Source organism: Bradyrhizobium sp. SZCCHNS3016 (assembly GCF_032484535.1).
Classification (GTDB): Bacteria; Pseudomonadota; Alphaproteobacteria; order Rhizobiales; family Xanthobacteraceae; genus Bradyrhizobium.
Genome location: NZ_JAUETE010000026.1, coordinates 14,334 through 28,537 on the forward strand (window position 1 = coordinate 14,334; position 14,204 = coordinate 28,537).

General features: G+C 67.6%; 11 protein-coding genes and 1 riboswitch. Of the genes, 8 read left to right on the top strand and 3 right to left on the bottom strand.

Annotation, left to right across the window (positions count from 1 at the left end; translation table 11 throughout):
• The first annotated feature begins 152 nt into the window (after positions 1–152).
• Positions 153–659 (top strand): L,D-transpeptidase, encoded by a 507-nt coding sequence (locus QW881_RS31160; RefSeq protein WP_409997711.1) that lies wholly within the window; start codon positions 153–155, stop codon positions 657–659.
• 84 nt (positions 660–743) lie between these two features.
• Here the strand turns inward: QW881_RS31160 and QW881_RS31165 are convergent, their stop codons facing one another.
• A complete protein-coding gene (locus tag QW881_RS31165) occupies positions 744–998 on the bottom strand; it encodes a DUF1674 domain-containing protein (RefSeq protein WP_315758726.1) in 255 nt (84 codons plus the stop codon).
• 195 nt (positions 999–1,193) lie between these two features.
• On the opposite strand from QW881_RS31165, the gene QW881_RS31170 reads away from it, so the two are divergent.
• From QW881_RS31170 to purH, 3 genes are all read left to right on the top strand, one after another.
• Complete coding sequence (locus QW881_RS31170) at positions 1,194–2,546, top strand: RsmB/NOP family class I SAM-dependent RNA methyltransferase (RefSeq protein WP_315758724.1); 1,353 nt, start codon at positions 1,194–1,196, stop codon at positions 2,544–2,546.
• 244 nt (positions 2,547–2,790) lie between these two features.
• The gene (locus QW881_RS31175) at positions 2,791–4,506 is read left to right on the top strand and encodes a heparinase II/III family protein (protein ID WP_315758723.1); all 1,716 of its coding nucleotides are present in this window, start codon (positions 2,791–2,793) and stop codon (positions 4,504–4,506) included.
• A 172-nt stretch (positions 4,507–4,678) separates the two neighbouring features.
• A riboswitch (ZMP/ZTP riboswitch) is annotated at positions 4,679–4,759 on the top strand.
• Between the two features lie 23 nt (positions 4,760–4,782).
• Positions 4,783–6,375 (top strand): bifunctional phosphoribosylaminoimidazolecarboxamide formyltransferase/IMP cyclohydrolase, encoded by a 1,593-nt coding sequence (gene purH, locus QW881_RS31180; RefSeq protein WP_315758722.1) that lies wholly within the window; start codon positions 4,783–4,785, stop codon positions 6,373–6,375.
• 78 nt (positions 6,376–6,453) lie between these two features.
• Here the strand turns inward: purH and QW881_RS31185 are convergent, their stop codons facing one another.
• Entirely contained in the window at positions 6,454–7,857 is a 1,404-nt protein-coding gene (locus QW881_RS31185; RefSeq protein ID WP_316159233.1) for an MFS transporter, read from the bottom strand.
• Positions 7,858–8,026: 169 nt separating this feature from the next.
• Between QW881_RS31185 and ggt the strand changes: the two genes are divergently transcribed.
• Together ggt and QW881_RS31195 are read left to right on the top strand one after the other, a co-directional pair.
• A complete protein-coding gene (gene ggt / locus QW881_RS31190; protein ID WP_315758741.1) occupies positions 8,027–9,733 on the top strand; it encodes a gamma-glutamyltransferase in 1,707 nt (568 codons plus the stop codon).
• Between the two features lie 167 nt (positions 9,734–9,900).
• The gene (locus QW881_RS31195) at positions 9,901–11,307 is read left to right on the top strand and encodes a serine hydrolase (RefSeq protein ID WP_315758719.1); all 1,407 of its coding nucleotides are present in this window, start codon (positions 9,901–9,903) and stop codon (positions 11,305–11,307) included.
• A gap of 3 nt (positions 11,308–11,310) precedes the next feature.
• Here QW881_RS31195 and QW881_RS31200 read toward each other — a convergent pair whose 3' ends face one another.
• Positions 11,311–11,976: a glutathione S-transferase gene (locus tag QW881_RS31200; RefSeq protein ID WP_315758717.1), complete on the bottom strand. Its 666-nt coding sequence runs from the start codon at positions 11,974–11,976 to the stop codon at positions 11,311–11,313.
• Between the two features lie 164 nt (positions 11,977–12,140).
• Between QW881_RS31200 and QW881_RS31205 the strand changes: the two genes are divergently transcribed.
• Together QW881_RS31205 and QW881_RS31210 are read left to right on the top strand one after the other, a co-directional pair.
• Positions 12,141–12,713, top strand: a complete 573-nt coding sequence (locus tag QW881_RS31205) for a DUF2239 family protein (protein WP_315758716.1) — start codon at positions 12,141–12,143, stop codon at positions 12,711–12,713.
• 166 nt (positions 12,714–12,879) lie between these two features.
• A complete protein-coding gene (locus tag QW881_RS31210) occupies positions 12,880–14,178 on the top strand; it encodes an MATE family efflux transporter (RefSeq protein WP_315758740.1) in 1,299 nt (432 codons plus the stop codon).
• Positions 14,179–14,204: the final 26 nt, after the last annotated feature.

Sequence of the window (14,204 nt, forward strand, 5' to 3'; positions counted from 1 at the left end):
CGGCTGATTCCGCGGGAGTGTTGTTTTCAGGTCATTTACTTGCAGACGAAGTTTTTCTTTCCTCAAGCCATCCGCGTGCTCCCGGCCGGGGAGCAGGCGCCGCGGAACGGCCTGAGGGGATGGCAATGCGGACTGGGGCGGGCAGGCTGACAATGAAGGCGGCGATGGTGGCCGCGTCGGTGGTCGGAGCCATGGTCACGACGGCCGACTCTGCGTCGGCCCGTCCCGAGCTGGTCGCCATCGCCGGCGACTATTCGCCGGGCACGATCGTGGTGAGGACCGGCGAGCGGAAGCTCTATCTCGTGCTCGATGGCAGCCACGCCATGCGCTACACGGTCGGCGTCGGCAAGGCCGGCCGGCAATGGGCCGGCACCACCAAGATCGACGGCAAGTACAAATATCCGGCCTGGGCGCCGCCGGCCGACGTCAAGCGCGACAAGCCCAACATCCCCGACGTGATCCCCGGCGGCTCGCCGCAGAACCCGATGGGCGTCGCCGCCATGACGCTCGCCGGCGGCGAATATGCGATCCACGGCACCAACGTGCCAAACTCGGTCGGCGGCTACGTGTCCTACGGCTGCATCCGCATGCTCAACACCGACATCACCGATCTCTATGAGCGCGTATCGATCGGCACAACGGTGGTTGTCACGCGCTGAGTCACCGCTGCGATCCGGGAGCGCGGAGAACGCGGGACCGGCAAGCCCGGCGCCGAACAACGAAAGCCGCGCGCGGACATCCCGTCAGAAGTCCGAGATGATTCCCTTTTTCTCCCAGTCGCCGTAACGGGTCGGCTCCGGCCCTTTCGGCCCCTGCAACTCCGTCGGCATCGGCTTCGTCTGTTCTGCTGCCAGTCGGCGGCGTTCCTCAGCCTCGGCCAGCGCGCGCTGCGCGGCCGGCGTCAGCGGCTTGCGCGGATTGTCGTTGCTGGCGACCACCGACAATGCGGGCCTGGTCTCAGGCCCGCTCTTGGACTCACTCCTGGGCTCGTCACTCATCGTACCATTCCACCGTTGAACCGGATCGTTCCCGATATCATCAGATCGTGTGAGCGCACGCGATAAAACAGGTCTAAAAAATGCGGAGCCGATTCTTACATTTGGCATATTCCGGTGACAGAGGACCCGCAAGCTGATGGCATGCACCCGATCGTCGCGGAACTGCCTTTCTTCTTTCGCGAGTAATTCCCAGGCATGCCTCCGCCGCGTTTTGCGACCCCTTCCGAAGTCCCAGGCCTGGCGGCACGCCGCATCGCCGCCGACGTGGTTGACGGCGTGCTGCACAAGCATCGCACCCTCGACGATCAGCTCGACGGAACCGGCGCGCATCCCGGACTGAAGCATCTCGCCGACCGCGACCGCGCGCTGATGCGCCGGCTGGTCGCCACCACCCTGCGGCGGCTCGGAACGCTCGGCCACGTGCTGTCGCGGCTGTTGGATCGCGGCGTGCCGACCGACGCGCCGCGGGCGCAGAGCGCGCTCTTGATCGGCGCCGCCCAGATCCTGTGGATGGACGTCCCCGACCACGCCGCCGTCGACCTCTCCGTCCGCCTGGTCCAGGCCGACCGCCGCGCAGCGAAGTATGCCGGGCTCGTCAACGCGGTGCTGCGGCGCTGCGCGCGCGAGGGCGCGGGCCTGCTCGACGACGCCACCGGCCAGCCGCTCGACATCGCGCCCTGGCTGCTCAAGCGCTGGATCGATCATTACGGCGAAGCGACCGCAAAGGACATCGCCGCGGCGCTCGGCCAGGAGCCGTCGCTCGACCTGACAGTGAAGTCGGACCCGGCGCAATGGGCGTCGCGGCTGCATGGTGAGGTGCTGCCGACCGGGACCGTGCGCACCGTGCTGCATGGTTCGGTGACAGTCCTGCCGGGCTTCGCCGAGGGCCAATGGTGGGTGCAGGACGCCGCCGCCGCCTTGCCTGCGCGGCTGCTCGGCGACGTCGGCGGCAAGACCATCGCCGATCTGTGCGCGGCGCCGGGCGGCAAGACCGCCCAGCTTGCCCATGGCGGCGCCCGCGTCACCGCGGTCGACCGGTCGCCGGCCCGGATGAACCGGCTGAAGGACAACATGACCCGGCTGCAGCTCACGGCCGAGACGGTCGTGGCCGATGCCGCCGAATGGCAGCCCGCCGAAAGCGGCGGCTTCGACGGCCTGCTGCTCGATGCCCCCTGCACCTCAACCGGCACCATTCGGCGCCATCCCGATGTGGGCTGGTTGCGCAGCGAGGCCGACATCGCCGCCCTGTCCGCACTCCAGGCGCGGCTGCTGACCCGAGCGAGCGGCCTGCTCAAGCCGGGCGGAACCCTGGTCTACTGTACCTGTTCGCTGGAGCCCGAGGAGGGCGAGCAGGTGGTCGAGCGCGTGCTGGCCGAAACCACCGAGCTGCGCCGCATCCCCGTCACCCCTGGCGAGGTGGCAGGACTGGCCGAGCTGGTCACGCCGGCCGGCGACCTGCGCACTCTGCCCTGCCATTTGCCGCACCAGGACCCCCGGCTTGGCGGTCTCGACGGTTTTTATGCGGCGAGACTGGAGCGCCGGCCGTGAGCGTGTCATCGTACGCGCGGTGCGCCGGCCCTGCGTCGGTCGGGCTTTAAGGGCGTCGGCGTTGCGTTAGTCCGTTAAATCCTGATTTTGCACCAGATTCTGGTCCCGCGATGGTGCTGCACCGGGGCCAAAAATGGTGTATCGGCGGCAGTTGCGATCTATGAAGGATGCGCAACCGAATCCCCCTCTGAATCCAAGGCTTGGCGTGTCCGCCGCTCAACGCAGACGCATATCGACGCTGGTGATGGGCCGCTTTGCGCGCAGCCTGATGTCCAACGTCAGCGGTGTATCGGTATCCGTGTCCGGGTTGTGGCCCGGACGGGCGGACCGACTCATCATTGCGCCGCATGATCTGCGCACTTCGGACGCGACGCGGGCCGCCGAGATCTATGCCGGCCGCTTCGTCTTCGCCGGCAAGATCGTGACCTGCCATGGCCGCTCGATCTTCGACCTGGAGCCGCCATCGGAGGATTGGGAGGTCGCCCTGCTCGGCTTCGGCTGGCTGCGACATCTGCGCGCAGCCGACACCGCGCTGACCCGCGCCAACGCCCGTGCCCTGGTCGACGACTGGATCACCAACCAGATCGGCCGCCATCCGCTGAGCCGGCGCGCCGACGTGCTGGCCCGGCGGGTGATCTCGTTGCTGTCGCAGGCGCCGCTGGTGCTGGCCGATTCCGACGGCAAGTTCTACCGCCGCTATCTGCGGGGGCTAACCCGCGAGATCCGCTATCTGCGCTATTCGACCATCGACATCCCGGATGGCGCGCCGCGGCTGCAGGTGCTGATCGCACTGTGTTACGCGGCGCTGTGCCTCGCCAACCAGGCCAAGCACATCCGCAGCGCGACCCGAAAACTCTCCGACGAATTGCAGCGGCAGATCCTGCCCGATGGCGGCCACGTGTCGCGCAATCCGGGCGCGCTGATCGAGCTGCTGATCGACCTGCTGCCGCTGCGGCAGACGTTTGCGGCCCGCAACATCGCCCCGCCGCCGGCGCTGCTCAACGCCATCGACCGCATGATGCCGATGCTGCGCTTCTTCCGGCACGGCGACGGCAACATGGCGCTGTTCAATGGCATGGGCGGCACCCCGTCCGACCTGCTGGCGACCCTGCTCGCCTATGACGACACCCACGGCACGCCGATGGCGAGCATGCCGCATTCCGGTTTCCAGCGGCTCGACGCCGGACCGATGACGGTGATCGTCGACACCGGTGCGCCGCCGCCGCCGCATCTGAGCCATGAGGCCCATGCCGGCTGTCTCGCCTTCGAGATGTCCTCCGGACCGTGCCGTATCGTGATCAATTGCGGCATGCCGTCGACCGGCCGCGACAATTGGCGCGCCTTCGCGCGCAGCACGGTGGCGCATTCGACGCTGACCTATCACAACACCTCGTCCTGCACCTTCGTCGAGATGTCGGCGATGAAGCGCCTGCTGCACGGCGCGCCGATCGTGTCGGGTCCGACGCGGGTCGAGAACTTCCGCGAGGTCGTGCCGGACGGCACCGTGCTGTCGACCTCGCACAATGGCTACGCGGCGAAGTTCGGCCTCGTCCACCGCCGCGTGCTGGTGGCGGCCGAGGACGGCTCGCGGCTGGACGGCGAGGACACCGTGACGCCGGCGCAGGGCGCCCGTCTTCGCGGCGGCGGCTCGGACTACGCGCTGCGCTTCCACCTGCATCCGGCCGTCAAGGCCAGCCGGCTCAGCGACGGCCGCGGCGCCATGCTGGTGCTGCCCAATCGCGAGGTCTGGACGTTCGAGACGTTCGACGATCGCGTCGATCTCGAGGACAGCGTGTTTCTCGCCGGCAATGACGGTCCGCGCCGCACCACGCAACTGGTGATCCGGCAGGACGCGCAGCAAGCCCCGTCGATCCGCTGGAGCTTCGTGCGCTCGTCGGCGTCGCCGACCGAGACCAACGGACGCCGCAACGCGCGGAGAGAGCCGGAATTGCCGCTGTAACGCTTCTCACATCATCTCACATCACCGTCCGTCGAGCCGTCCGCCTTCGGCGGGCCCTCGGGACGCGGCCGATGTTCAGGCGAGACCGTGCACCCTCATGGTGAGCCGTGAGGCCAAGATGGTCGTTCGATCGCCCACCCGTTGTCGCGGGCGGCAAAAGCTGATATGAGGCCCGCTCTCGTGCGACTGGCGACTTTGGATGGAGCACCATCGGGGAGCGCGGGATTGACCGCCGTGCGCCTGGGCAAATTGAACTCCTGCACAAGGACTCTGCCCATGACCAATCAGCTTCGTCGCGTTCACCGTGCCCTGTTATCCGTTTCCGACAAGACCGGTCTGGTCGAGTTCGCGCGCGCGCTTGCGGCGCGCGGTGTCGAGCTCGTATCGACCGGCGGCACCGCCAGGGCGATTTCCGAGGCCGGCCTGAAGGTCAAGGACGTCTCCGACCTCACCGGCTTTCCGGAGATGATGGACGGCCGCGTCAAGACCCTGCACCCCAAGGTGCATGGCGGCCTGCTCGCGATCCGCGGCAATGATGAGCATGCGGCGGCGATGAAGAGCCACGACATCGCGCCGATCGACCTGCTCGTCGTCAATCTCTACCCGTTCGAGGCCACGGTCGAACGCGGCGCCCCGTTCAACGACTGCATCGAGAACATCGACATCGGCGGCCCGGCGATGATCCGCGCGGCGTCGAAGAACCACGAGGACGTCGCCGTCGTCGTCGACGTCAACGACTATCACGCCGTGCTCGACGACCTCACGCGGCATGACGGCTCGACCACGCTGCTGCTGCGCCGCCGGCTTGCCGCCAAGGCCTATGCGCGCACTGCCGCCTATGACGCCGCGATCTCCAACTGGTTCGCCGCCACCATCCAGAACGACGCGCCCGATTACCGCGCCTTCGGCGGCAAGCTGATCCAGTCGCTGCGCTATGGCGAGAACCCGCATCAGCATGCGGCGTTCTACGCGCTTCCCGGCCGCCGTCCGGGCGTCGCCACCGCACGCCAGTTGCAGGGCAAGGAGCTGTCCTACAACAACATCAACGACACCGACGCGGCCTATGAGTGCATCGCCGAGTTCGATCCGGCGCGCACCGCCGCCTGCGTCATCGTCAAGCACGCCAACCCGTGCGGCGTCGCGGAAGGGCCCGATCTCGTCACCGCCTATCAGAAGGCGCTGGCCTGCGATTCGACCTCGGCGTTCGGCGGCATCATCGCGATGAACCGCAAGCTCGACGCCGCCACGGCACGCGCGATCACCGGCATCTTCACCGAGGTGATCATCGCACCCGACGCGACCGAGGAAGCGATCGCGATCATCGCCGGCCGCAAGAAGCTGCGGCTGCTGCTCGCCGGCGACCTGCCCGATCCGCGCGAGGCCGGCCTGACCGCGAAGACGGTGGCCGGCGGCCTTCTGGTGCAGAGCCGCGACAATGCCGTCGTCGATGACATGGAGCTGAAGGTGGTGACCAAGCGCGCGCCCACCGAGGCCGAGCTGCGTGACCTGCGCTTCGCCTTCCGCGTCGCCAAGCACGTCAAGTCGAACACCATCGTCTATGCCAAGGATTCGGCAACGGTCGGCATCGGCGCCGGGCAGATGAGTCGGGTCGATTCGGCGCGCATCGCCGCGCGCAAGGCGCTGGATGCGGCCGCGGAGCTGAAGCTCGCCGAGCCCCTGACAAAGGGATCGGTCGTCGCCTCCGACGCGTTCTTCCCGTTCGCCGACGGCATGCTCGCCTGCATCGAGGCCGGCGCCACCGCAGTGATCCAGCCGGGCGGCTCGGTGAAGGACGACGAGGTCATCAAGGCGGCTGACGAGCACGGCATCGCCATGGTGCTGACCGGCGTGCGGCACTTCCGGCACTAGCGAGGTCGTCATTGCCGGGCTTGACCCGGCAATCCATCGTCTAAAGAAGAGCCTGTCGAAGCGGGATGGATGCCCGGGTCAAGCCCGGGCATGACGGTCTGAGTTGACCCGCGCCAGCAACACCAGCCCCACCGCAAAGAACGGCACGAGCACGGCCATGCCGGCCTTCTGACTCGCAGTGACCGCGGTGATGGTGCCGATCAGCAGCGGGCCGATGAACGACGTGACCTTGCCGGTGAGCGCGAACAGACCGAAATACTGCGCCACGCGCTCCTTCGGCACCATGCGGATCAGCAGCGAGCGCGAGGCCGCCTGCAGCGGCGCGCCGCAGGCGCCGATGATGCAGCCGAGCAGCAGGTAGGCGCGCTCCGGCAGCGAGGCGAACAGCGGGCCGCCGGGCACCGCCGGCGTGACCGCGATCAACAGAACCGAATCACGGCTCACCATGAGAATCGCGATGATCGCGAGCAGCAGCAAGGTCATGCTGCCGGCGATCACGCGCTTCGGCCCCAGGAAATCATCGAGCTTGCCGCCGAGCCAGCCGCCGAACGTGCCGGCGGCGGCGAGGATGATGCCGAAGGTGCCGATCTGGATCGTGTTCCAGCCGAACGTGCCGGCGGCATAGATGCCGCCGAAGGCGAACAGCGAGACGAGGCCATCGGTGTAGATCATGTTGGCGAGGAGAAAGAACGCAACGTCACGTTGCTGCGGCAAGCTGCGCAATGTCTCCTTCAACTGACCGATGCCTTCGCGCACGGCCGCGCCCAACCGGTGCCGCGCCGGAAAGTCCGGCGTGAACAGGAACATCGGCAGCACGAACACGATGAACCAGAGCCCGGTGAGCGGACCGGAGATGCGGTCGCCTTCATGGCTCACGGGATCGAGCCCGAACAGCGGCTTGAATCCAAACAGCGTGCGGCCGCTGTCGGGATTGGCGGCGAGAAAGCCCAGCACGATGACGAGCGAGAGGATGCCGCCGACATAGCCGGTGGCCCATCCGGTGCCGGACAGCCGGCCGATGCGTTCCGGCGGCACCAGGGTCGGCATCATCGCGTTGTTGAACACCGTGGCGAACTCAACCCCGATGGTGGCGATCACATAGACCGCGAGCAGCGGCGGGATCAGCTCCGGCGCGCCGGGACGCCCGATCCACATCAGCGAGGCGCCGATCACCAGCATCGCGCCGAACGCCGCGATCCATGGCTTGCGGCGGCCGGTGGCATCGGCGATCGCGCCGAACACCGGTGACAGCAGCGCGATGACGATGCCGGCCGCGGCGGTCGCAAAGCCCCACAGCGCCTGGCCGCTCGCCGCGTCCGGCGCGACATGCGCCGCGAAATAGGGCGCGAAGACGAAGGTCGTGATCAGCGTGAAATAGGGCTGCGCCGCCCAATCGAAGAAGATCCAGCTGACGACGGCCGCGCGCCCGGGATAGACTCGGCCGTCGGCAGTGCCAGAGGTCTCGATCGTGGTGACGGCCATTCGAAGATCCTTTGCGATCACGGCGTCGCATCTTGCGACGATCACGGTGTCGCGTTTTACGCCGGCGACGCGGCCCTATAACATCTGACGATCCCAGGCGGATGTCAGCAACGGCGGAATTGCGATGACCACGTTCACGATTGATCGACGACGGCTCCTTGCGGGTTTCATGCTGTTGCTGGCCGGCTGCCTGCCGGCGCGGGCGCTGGATTCGCAAGCCATCGACATCCCGCAGCCACCCGGTGTCGCCGCGCCGGCGCAGCCGCCCGCGCATGGCATGGTGGTGGCACAGGAGAGGATCGCAGCCGAAGTCGGCCAGCGCATCCTCGCGCTCGGCGGCAACGCGGTCGATGCCGCCGTTGCCACCGGCTTTGCGATGGCGGTCACCTATCCCGTTGCCGGCAACATCGGCGGCGGCGGCTTCATGGTCATTCACATCGCCAGGACCAACGAGGACGTGGCGATCGACTATCGCGAGACCGGCCCCGCTGCCATCACGCGCGACATCTTCCTCGGCGCCGATGGCAAGCCCGACAATGCCAAGTCGCGCGACTCCGCGCTGTCGATCGGCGTGCCCGGATCGGTCGCAGGTCTCGCGCTGGCGCTGGAGAAATACGGCTCGGGCAAATTCACGCTGGCGCAGTTGCTGCATCCGGCGATCGTGCTGGCGCGCGACGGCATCCCGGTCACCGACGACGTTGCCGTCACCCTGCCGATGATGGCGCCGCGGCTGGCCAAATGGAAATCGTCGGCCGCGATCTTCATTCGTCCCGACGGCACGGTGCTGAGGGAAGGAGACCGGCTGATCCAGCGCGATCTGGCGGCGACGCTCACCGCCATTGCCGAGCAGGGCCCGCGCGGATTTTATGAAGGGCCGGTCGCCGACCAACTCGCCAAGGCGATCCAGGATGCCGGCGGCATCATGACAGCGGACGATCTCAAATCCTACCAGCCGGTGCTGCGCACGCCGGTGCGCGGCACCTATCGCGGCTATGACATCGTGTCGATGCCGCTGCCGTCGTCGGGCGGCACCGTGCTGGTCGAGATGCTGAACATCCTCGAAGGCTTTCCGCTCGCTGAGTTGAAGCAGGGCTCGCCCGCGTCGCTGCATCTGCTGATCGAGGCAATGAAGCGTGCCTATGCCGATCGTGCGCGCTATCTCGGCGACCCCGCCTTCGTCGACGCGCCGGTGCGCGCGATGCTGTCGAAGGACTATGCCGCGCGCCAGCGCGCCGGGATCGATCCCGCGCACGCCACCAGCGCCGGCGACGTGCTCAACACCACGCCGCTGCGGGAGGGCAGCAACACCACGCATTTCTCGGTCGTCGACAATGACGGCAATGCCGTCAGCAACACCTACACGCTGAACTTCCCCTATGGCGTCGGCCTCGTCGCCGAGGGCACCGGCGTGCTGCTCAACAACGAGCTCGACGATTTCACCGCCGCGCCCGGCGCCTCCAACGCCTTCGGCCTGGTCGGCTTCGAAGCCAATCTGCCCGGTCCCGGCAAGCGGCCGCTGTCGTCGATGTCGCCGACCATCGTGCTGAAGGACGGCAAGCCCGTGCTCGTCACGGGCTCCCCGGGCGGCAGCCGCATCATCTCGACTGTGCTGCAGGTGACCGTCAACGTGCTCGACTATCGGATGGACGTCCGACAGGCCGTCACCGCGCCTCGCCTGCATCACCAATGGATGCCCGACGAGGTCCGAATCGAGAAGGGTTTTGCCGAGGACGTGCTCGCCGGTCTGCGCGCCCGAGGTCACAAGCTCGAGGAGCCGATGGGACGGACCTCGGCCAACTCCATCCTGGTGACGTCGGATGGATTCGTCGGCGCGCCGGATCCGCGCAGCAAGGGCGCCACCGCAGCCGGGCGCTGAGGCGCCGGTTCCCAGGCGATGTCGGACATCGTGGCCCCGGATGACGATTTGCCGCCGTCCGGCGGGGCCCTTCACCCGCTTCCCTCCGTTGGCGTGGTGACCGAGGCGCGTTAGAAGTATACCAGGGCGCAGCGAGGCTCGCCCGCGAGACGGTGTCGGACGTTCTGGTGCATTTGCGAAGATTCGTGGTCGGTCTGCTGGTGTTTGCGGCCCTGCTGGTGGCGGGGTGGCTCACCTATCGGCCTGACCGGGCGCTGCGCGTCGCGACCAGCGCGGTCGCCGAGATGATCTGCGCGAAGACCTACGTCTCCGGCCTCGATCCACAAACGGTGTTTGCGGAGACCATGGAACGGCCCGGTCTGCGCCGGTTGCGGGCTGTGATGCGCTACCGGGTGGAGCCCGACATGCGCCTAGTGGAGGCGTCGCTGCTCGGCCTGCACGCCACCCGCGCCTCGTTTCACGACGGCCTCGGTTGCGTGACGCTCCAGGGCCAGAAGCCGCCTTACGTGCCGCATACCGACGTCGCTGCGCTGCGTGCTGCGGGGCCTGCTCCCGCCCTGCCCGACTTCGCGGAAAACACGGCGGTGGAGCCCAGCGATCCCGCGCTGAAGGCGGCGCTCGATCACGCCTTCGAGGAGCCGGCCAACCCGCCGTTCCGCCGCACCAAGGCGGTCGTCGTCGTCAAGGACGGTCACCTGATCGCAGAGCGCTATGCGCCGAGCATCGGCGTCGAAACGCCACTTGTGGGCTTCTCGATGACCAAGACGGTCACCAATGCGCTGCTGGGCATCCTCACCCGGCAGGGCAAGCTGAGCCCGTCGATCCCGGCGCCGGTCGCGGAGTGGCGCGAGGCCAGAGATCCGCGCCACGACATCACGATCGAGCAGTTGATGCGCATGACATCAGGCTTGGCGCTGGACGAGACCAATTCCGGCTTCGATCCGTCGAGCCAGATGGACATCCACCGCGACATGGCGGCGTTCGCGGTGCATGCGCCGTTGATCGCGCCGCCCGGCCAGCGCTGGGCCTATTCGAGCGCGAGCGCCCAGATCCTGGCGCGCATCATCCGCGACGCCGCCGGGGGACCGGAGCAGACCATCGAGCTGGCCTGGCGCGAGCTGTTCAACCCGCTCGGCATGCGCAGCGCGACGCTGCAATACGATGGGAGCGGGACCGTTCAGGGCTACGGCAACATGCTGGCGAGCGCGCGCGACTGGGCGAAGCTCGGACTGCTCTATCTCGGCGACGGCGTCGTCGGCGACCGGCGCATTCTCCCGGAAGGCTGGGTCGCGATGTCGGCAACTGCGACGCTGGACACCGACTACGGCGCCGGGCTGTGGACCAACCGCAGCCAGCATTTTCACGCGCAGGGACGTGCCCGCGCGGGAATTCCACCGGACGCGTTCTTCGCCTTCGGCCTGCTCGGCCAGCGGTTGGTGATCATGCCGAGCCAGCGCATGGTCGTGGTCCGGCTCGGCGATTCCGTGGATCCGAACGGCGACATCAAAGGCGTCGCCCGGCTGGTGCGCGAGGTGATTGCGGCGACCGCGGCGCCGGCGACGGCCACAAAATAGCGCTCAGCGGCCGACCTCGTAGGGCCCGCCCTTCTCCAGCGCGATCTTGTAGGCAGGCCGCGCCTCGATGCGCGCGAGGAAATCCATCGCCCGCGGATGGCCCTGCTCCAGGCCGCCGCGCGATGCCGCCGCCTGCAGCGGGAAGCTCATCTGGATGTCGGCCGCGGTGAACGAATCGCCGGCGAACCACTCGCTTTTCTGCAGCTCGCTTTCCCAGAACGCCATGTGCTGCTTCAGCTGCGGATTGACCAGTGTGCTCAAGGCCTGGTTCGACACCTTGCGCACGATCGGACGCAGCAGCGCCGGCGCTCGCTTCGGCATGATGTTGAACAGCAGCTTCAGCAGCAGCAGCGGCATCGCCGAGCCCTCGGCGTAATGCAGCCAATAGGAATAGCGCAGCCGCTCCGGTGTCTTCGGCGGCGGGATCAGGCGGCCATTGCCGTAGGTCTCGATCAGATATTCGACGATCGCACCGGACTCCGCGACCGTGTTGCCGCTGTCGGTGATGACAGGGGACTTGCCGAGCGGGTGGATCGCGCGCAGCTCCTTCGGCGCGCGCATGTCGGGCTGGCGCTCGTAGCGAATGATCTCATAGGGCACGCCGAGCTCCTCGAGCAGCCAGAGCACGCGTTGCGAGCGGGAATTGTTGAGGTGGTGAACGGTCAGCATGGGGTTTCCAGGGACGGATCGGGTGGCGGGCGCCGTTCCGTAGCAGGACAGGGCGGGTTCGGCGAGGCGCCGGGATCCTCACCCCGGCATGAAATAATTACCCGGGTAATATTGACTTTAATTTCACCCGGGCTTTATTAGGGTGATCACATGGGACTGCCGATATGGACACCTTCACCGCATTTGCCGGCAAAACCCGGGTTGCCGCCGGGCCGCTGCCCAAGGTGGCGCTGGTACTGAAACACGCCGCGCCGGGCACCGAGCCGATCGTGATTTTCAGCGACCGCACCGGGCAGCCGATCGACCTCGATCTGCGCGGCAGCGACCGGGAGATCCTGGCGCGCCTGCCGGTCGAAGCCGGCGCGGCCGCGAACCAAGGGCCGAGCGAGCCGCGTGGCCGCGGCCGGCCGAAGCTCGGGGTCGTGGCCCGCGAGGTGACCTTGCTGCCGCAGCACTGGGACTGGCTGAACGCGCAGCCGGGCGGTGCCTCGGTCGCACTGCGCAAGCTGGTCCACGACGCCCGCCGTGCCAGCGGCGACACCGACCGCGCCCGTGAGGCACGCGATGCGGCCTATCATTTCATGTCCGGGATCGGCAGCAACCTGCCGCAGTTCGAGGAGGCGTCGCGGGCGCTGTTCGCCGGCGATCTCGGCCGCTTCGCCGCCTTGATCGCGGACTGGCCGGCCGACATCCGCGACCACGCCGTCGCGCTCGCGCACCGCCACCGCGCCGAGTGAGATCGGCTGATTTCAACAGCCAATGAGAGCGGCCGTTCGCGGCGGCTCTTGTTCCAATTCCTCGCAACGCGACCGCACTCCGAATGAAGAGCGGTCGACGGAGAAACATGCCGTGTCGCCGCCAACCGCCTCGCTGCGCAAGCCGTTCCTGACGTTCGTCGTTCCGATGATGCTGAGCAACATCCTGCAGTCGCTGTTCGGCACCATCAACAACGTCTATCTCGGCCAGATGATCGGCGTCGATGCGCTCGCCGCGGTCTCGGTGTTCTTCCCGGCGATGTTCTTCTTCGTCTCCTTCGTCATGGGCCTCGGCTCAGGTGCCGGCGTTCTGATCGGCCAGGCCTGGGGCGCCGGTGAGCCCGCGAAGGTGAAGCAGGTCGCCGGCACGACGCTGACCATTGCGCTGCTGCTCGGCGACCTGATCGCGGTATTGGGCGGCGTGTTCAGCCGCCAATTGCTGAGCGCGCTCGCCACGCCCGCCAACATCCTTGATGCAGCCGCGGGCTATGCCCGCATCATGATGATCACGATGCCGCTGACCTTCGCCTACATCCTGCTGTCGTCGCAGATGCGCGGCGTCGGCGACACCGTGACGCCGCTGGCCTCGCTCGCCGCATCGACCACGCTCGGGCTGGTGCTCACCCCGGTCTTCATCCGCGGCTGGCTCGGCGCGCCCGTGCTCGGCGTCGCCAGCGCCGCCTGGGCCTCGGCGATCTCGACGTTGACGACGCTGGCCTGGCTCCATGTCCATCTGCGCCGTCGCAAGCACCCGCTGGCGATCGATGCGGCATTCCTGCGGGGCATGCTGCCTGATCCGAAACTGTTGCGAGCCGTACTGCGGCTCGGCATCCCCGCCGCGATCGGCATGATCGTGATGTCGCTGGCCGAGATGGTGCTGATCGGCCTCGTCAACGGCTTCGGCTCGGACGCGACGGCGGCCTATGGCGCGGTCAACCTGGTGCTCGGCTATGTGCAGTTTCCGGCGCTGTCGATCGCGATCTCGGTCTCGATCTTCGGCGCCCAGGCGATCGGCCGCGGGCAAGCCGAGCAGATCGGCGACATCGTGCGCACGGGCATCGAGATGAACGTGGTGCTGACCGGCGGCCTGGTCGCGATCGGCTATCTGTTCTCACGGGTGCTGATGGGATTCTTCATCACCGACCCGGCCGTCATCGAGGTGGCGCAGCATTCGCTGCACATCGTGCTGTGGAGCTCCGTCCTGTTCGGCATGTCCATCACGTTCTCGTCGGCGATGCGCGCCTCCGGGACGGTGTGGATGCCGCTGGCGATCTCGGCGTTTGCAATCGCCGCGATCGAGGTGCCCGCCGCCACCTGGCTCAGCCGCAGCATCGGGCTCGACGGCGTCTGGCTCGCCTATCCCATCACGTTCGCCGCGATGATGCTGCTGCAGATGAGCTATTATCTCCTGGTGTGGCGCAAGCGGACGGTGCGCCGGATGATCTGACGCACCACCGGCGTCTTCCGACCGCT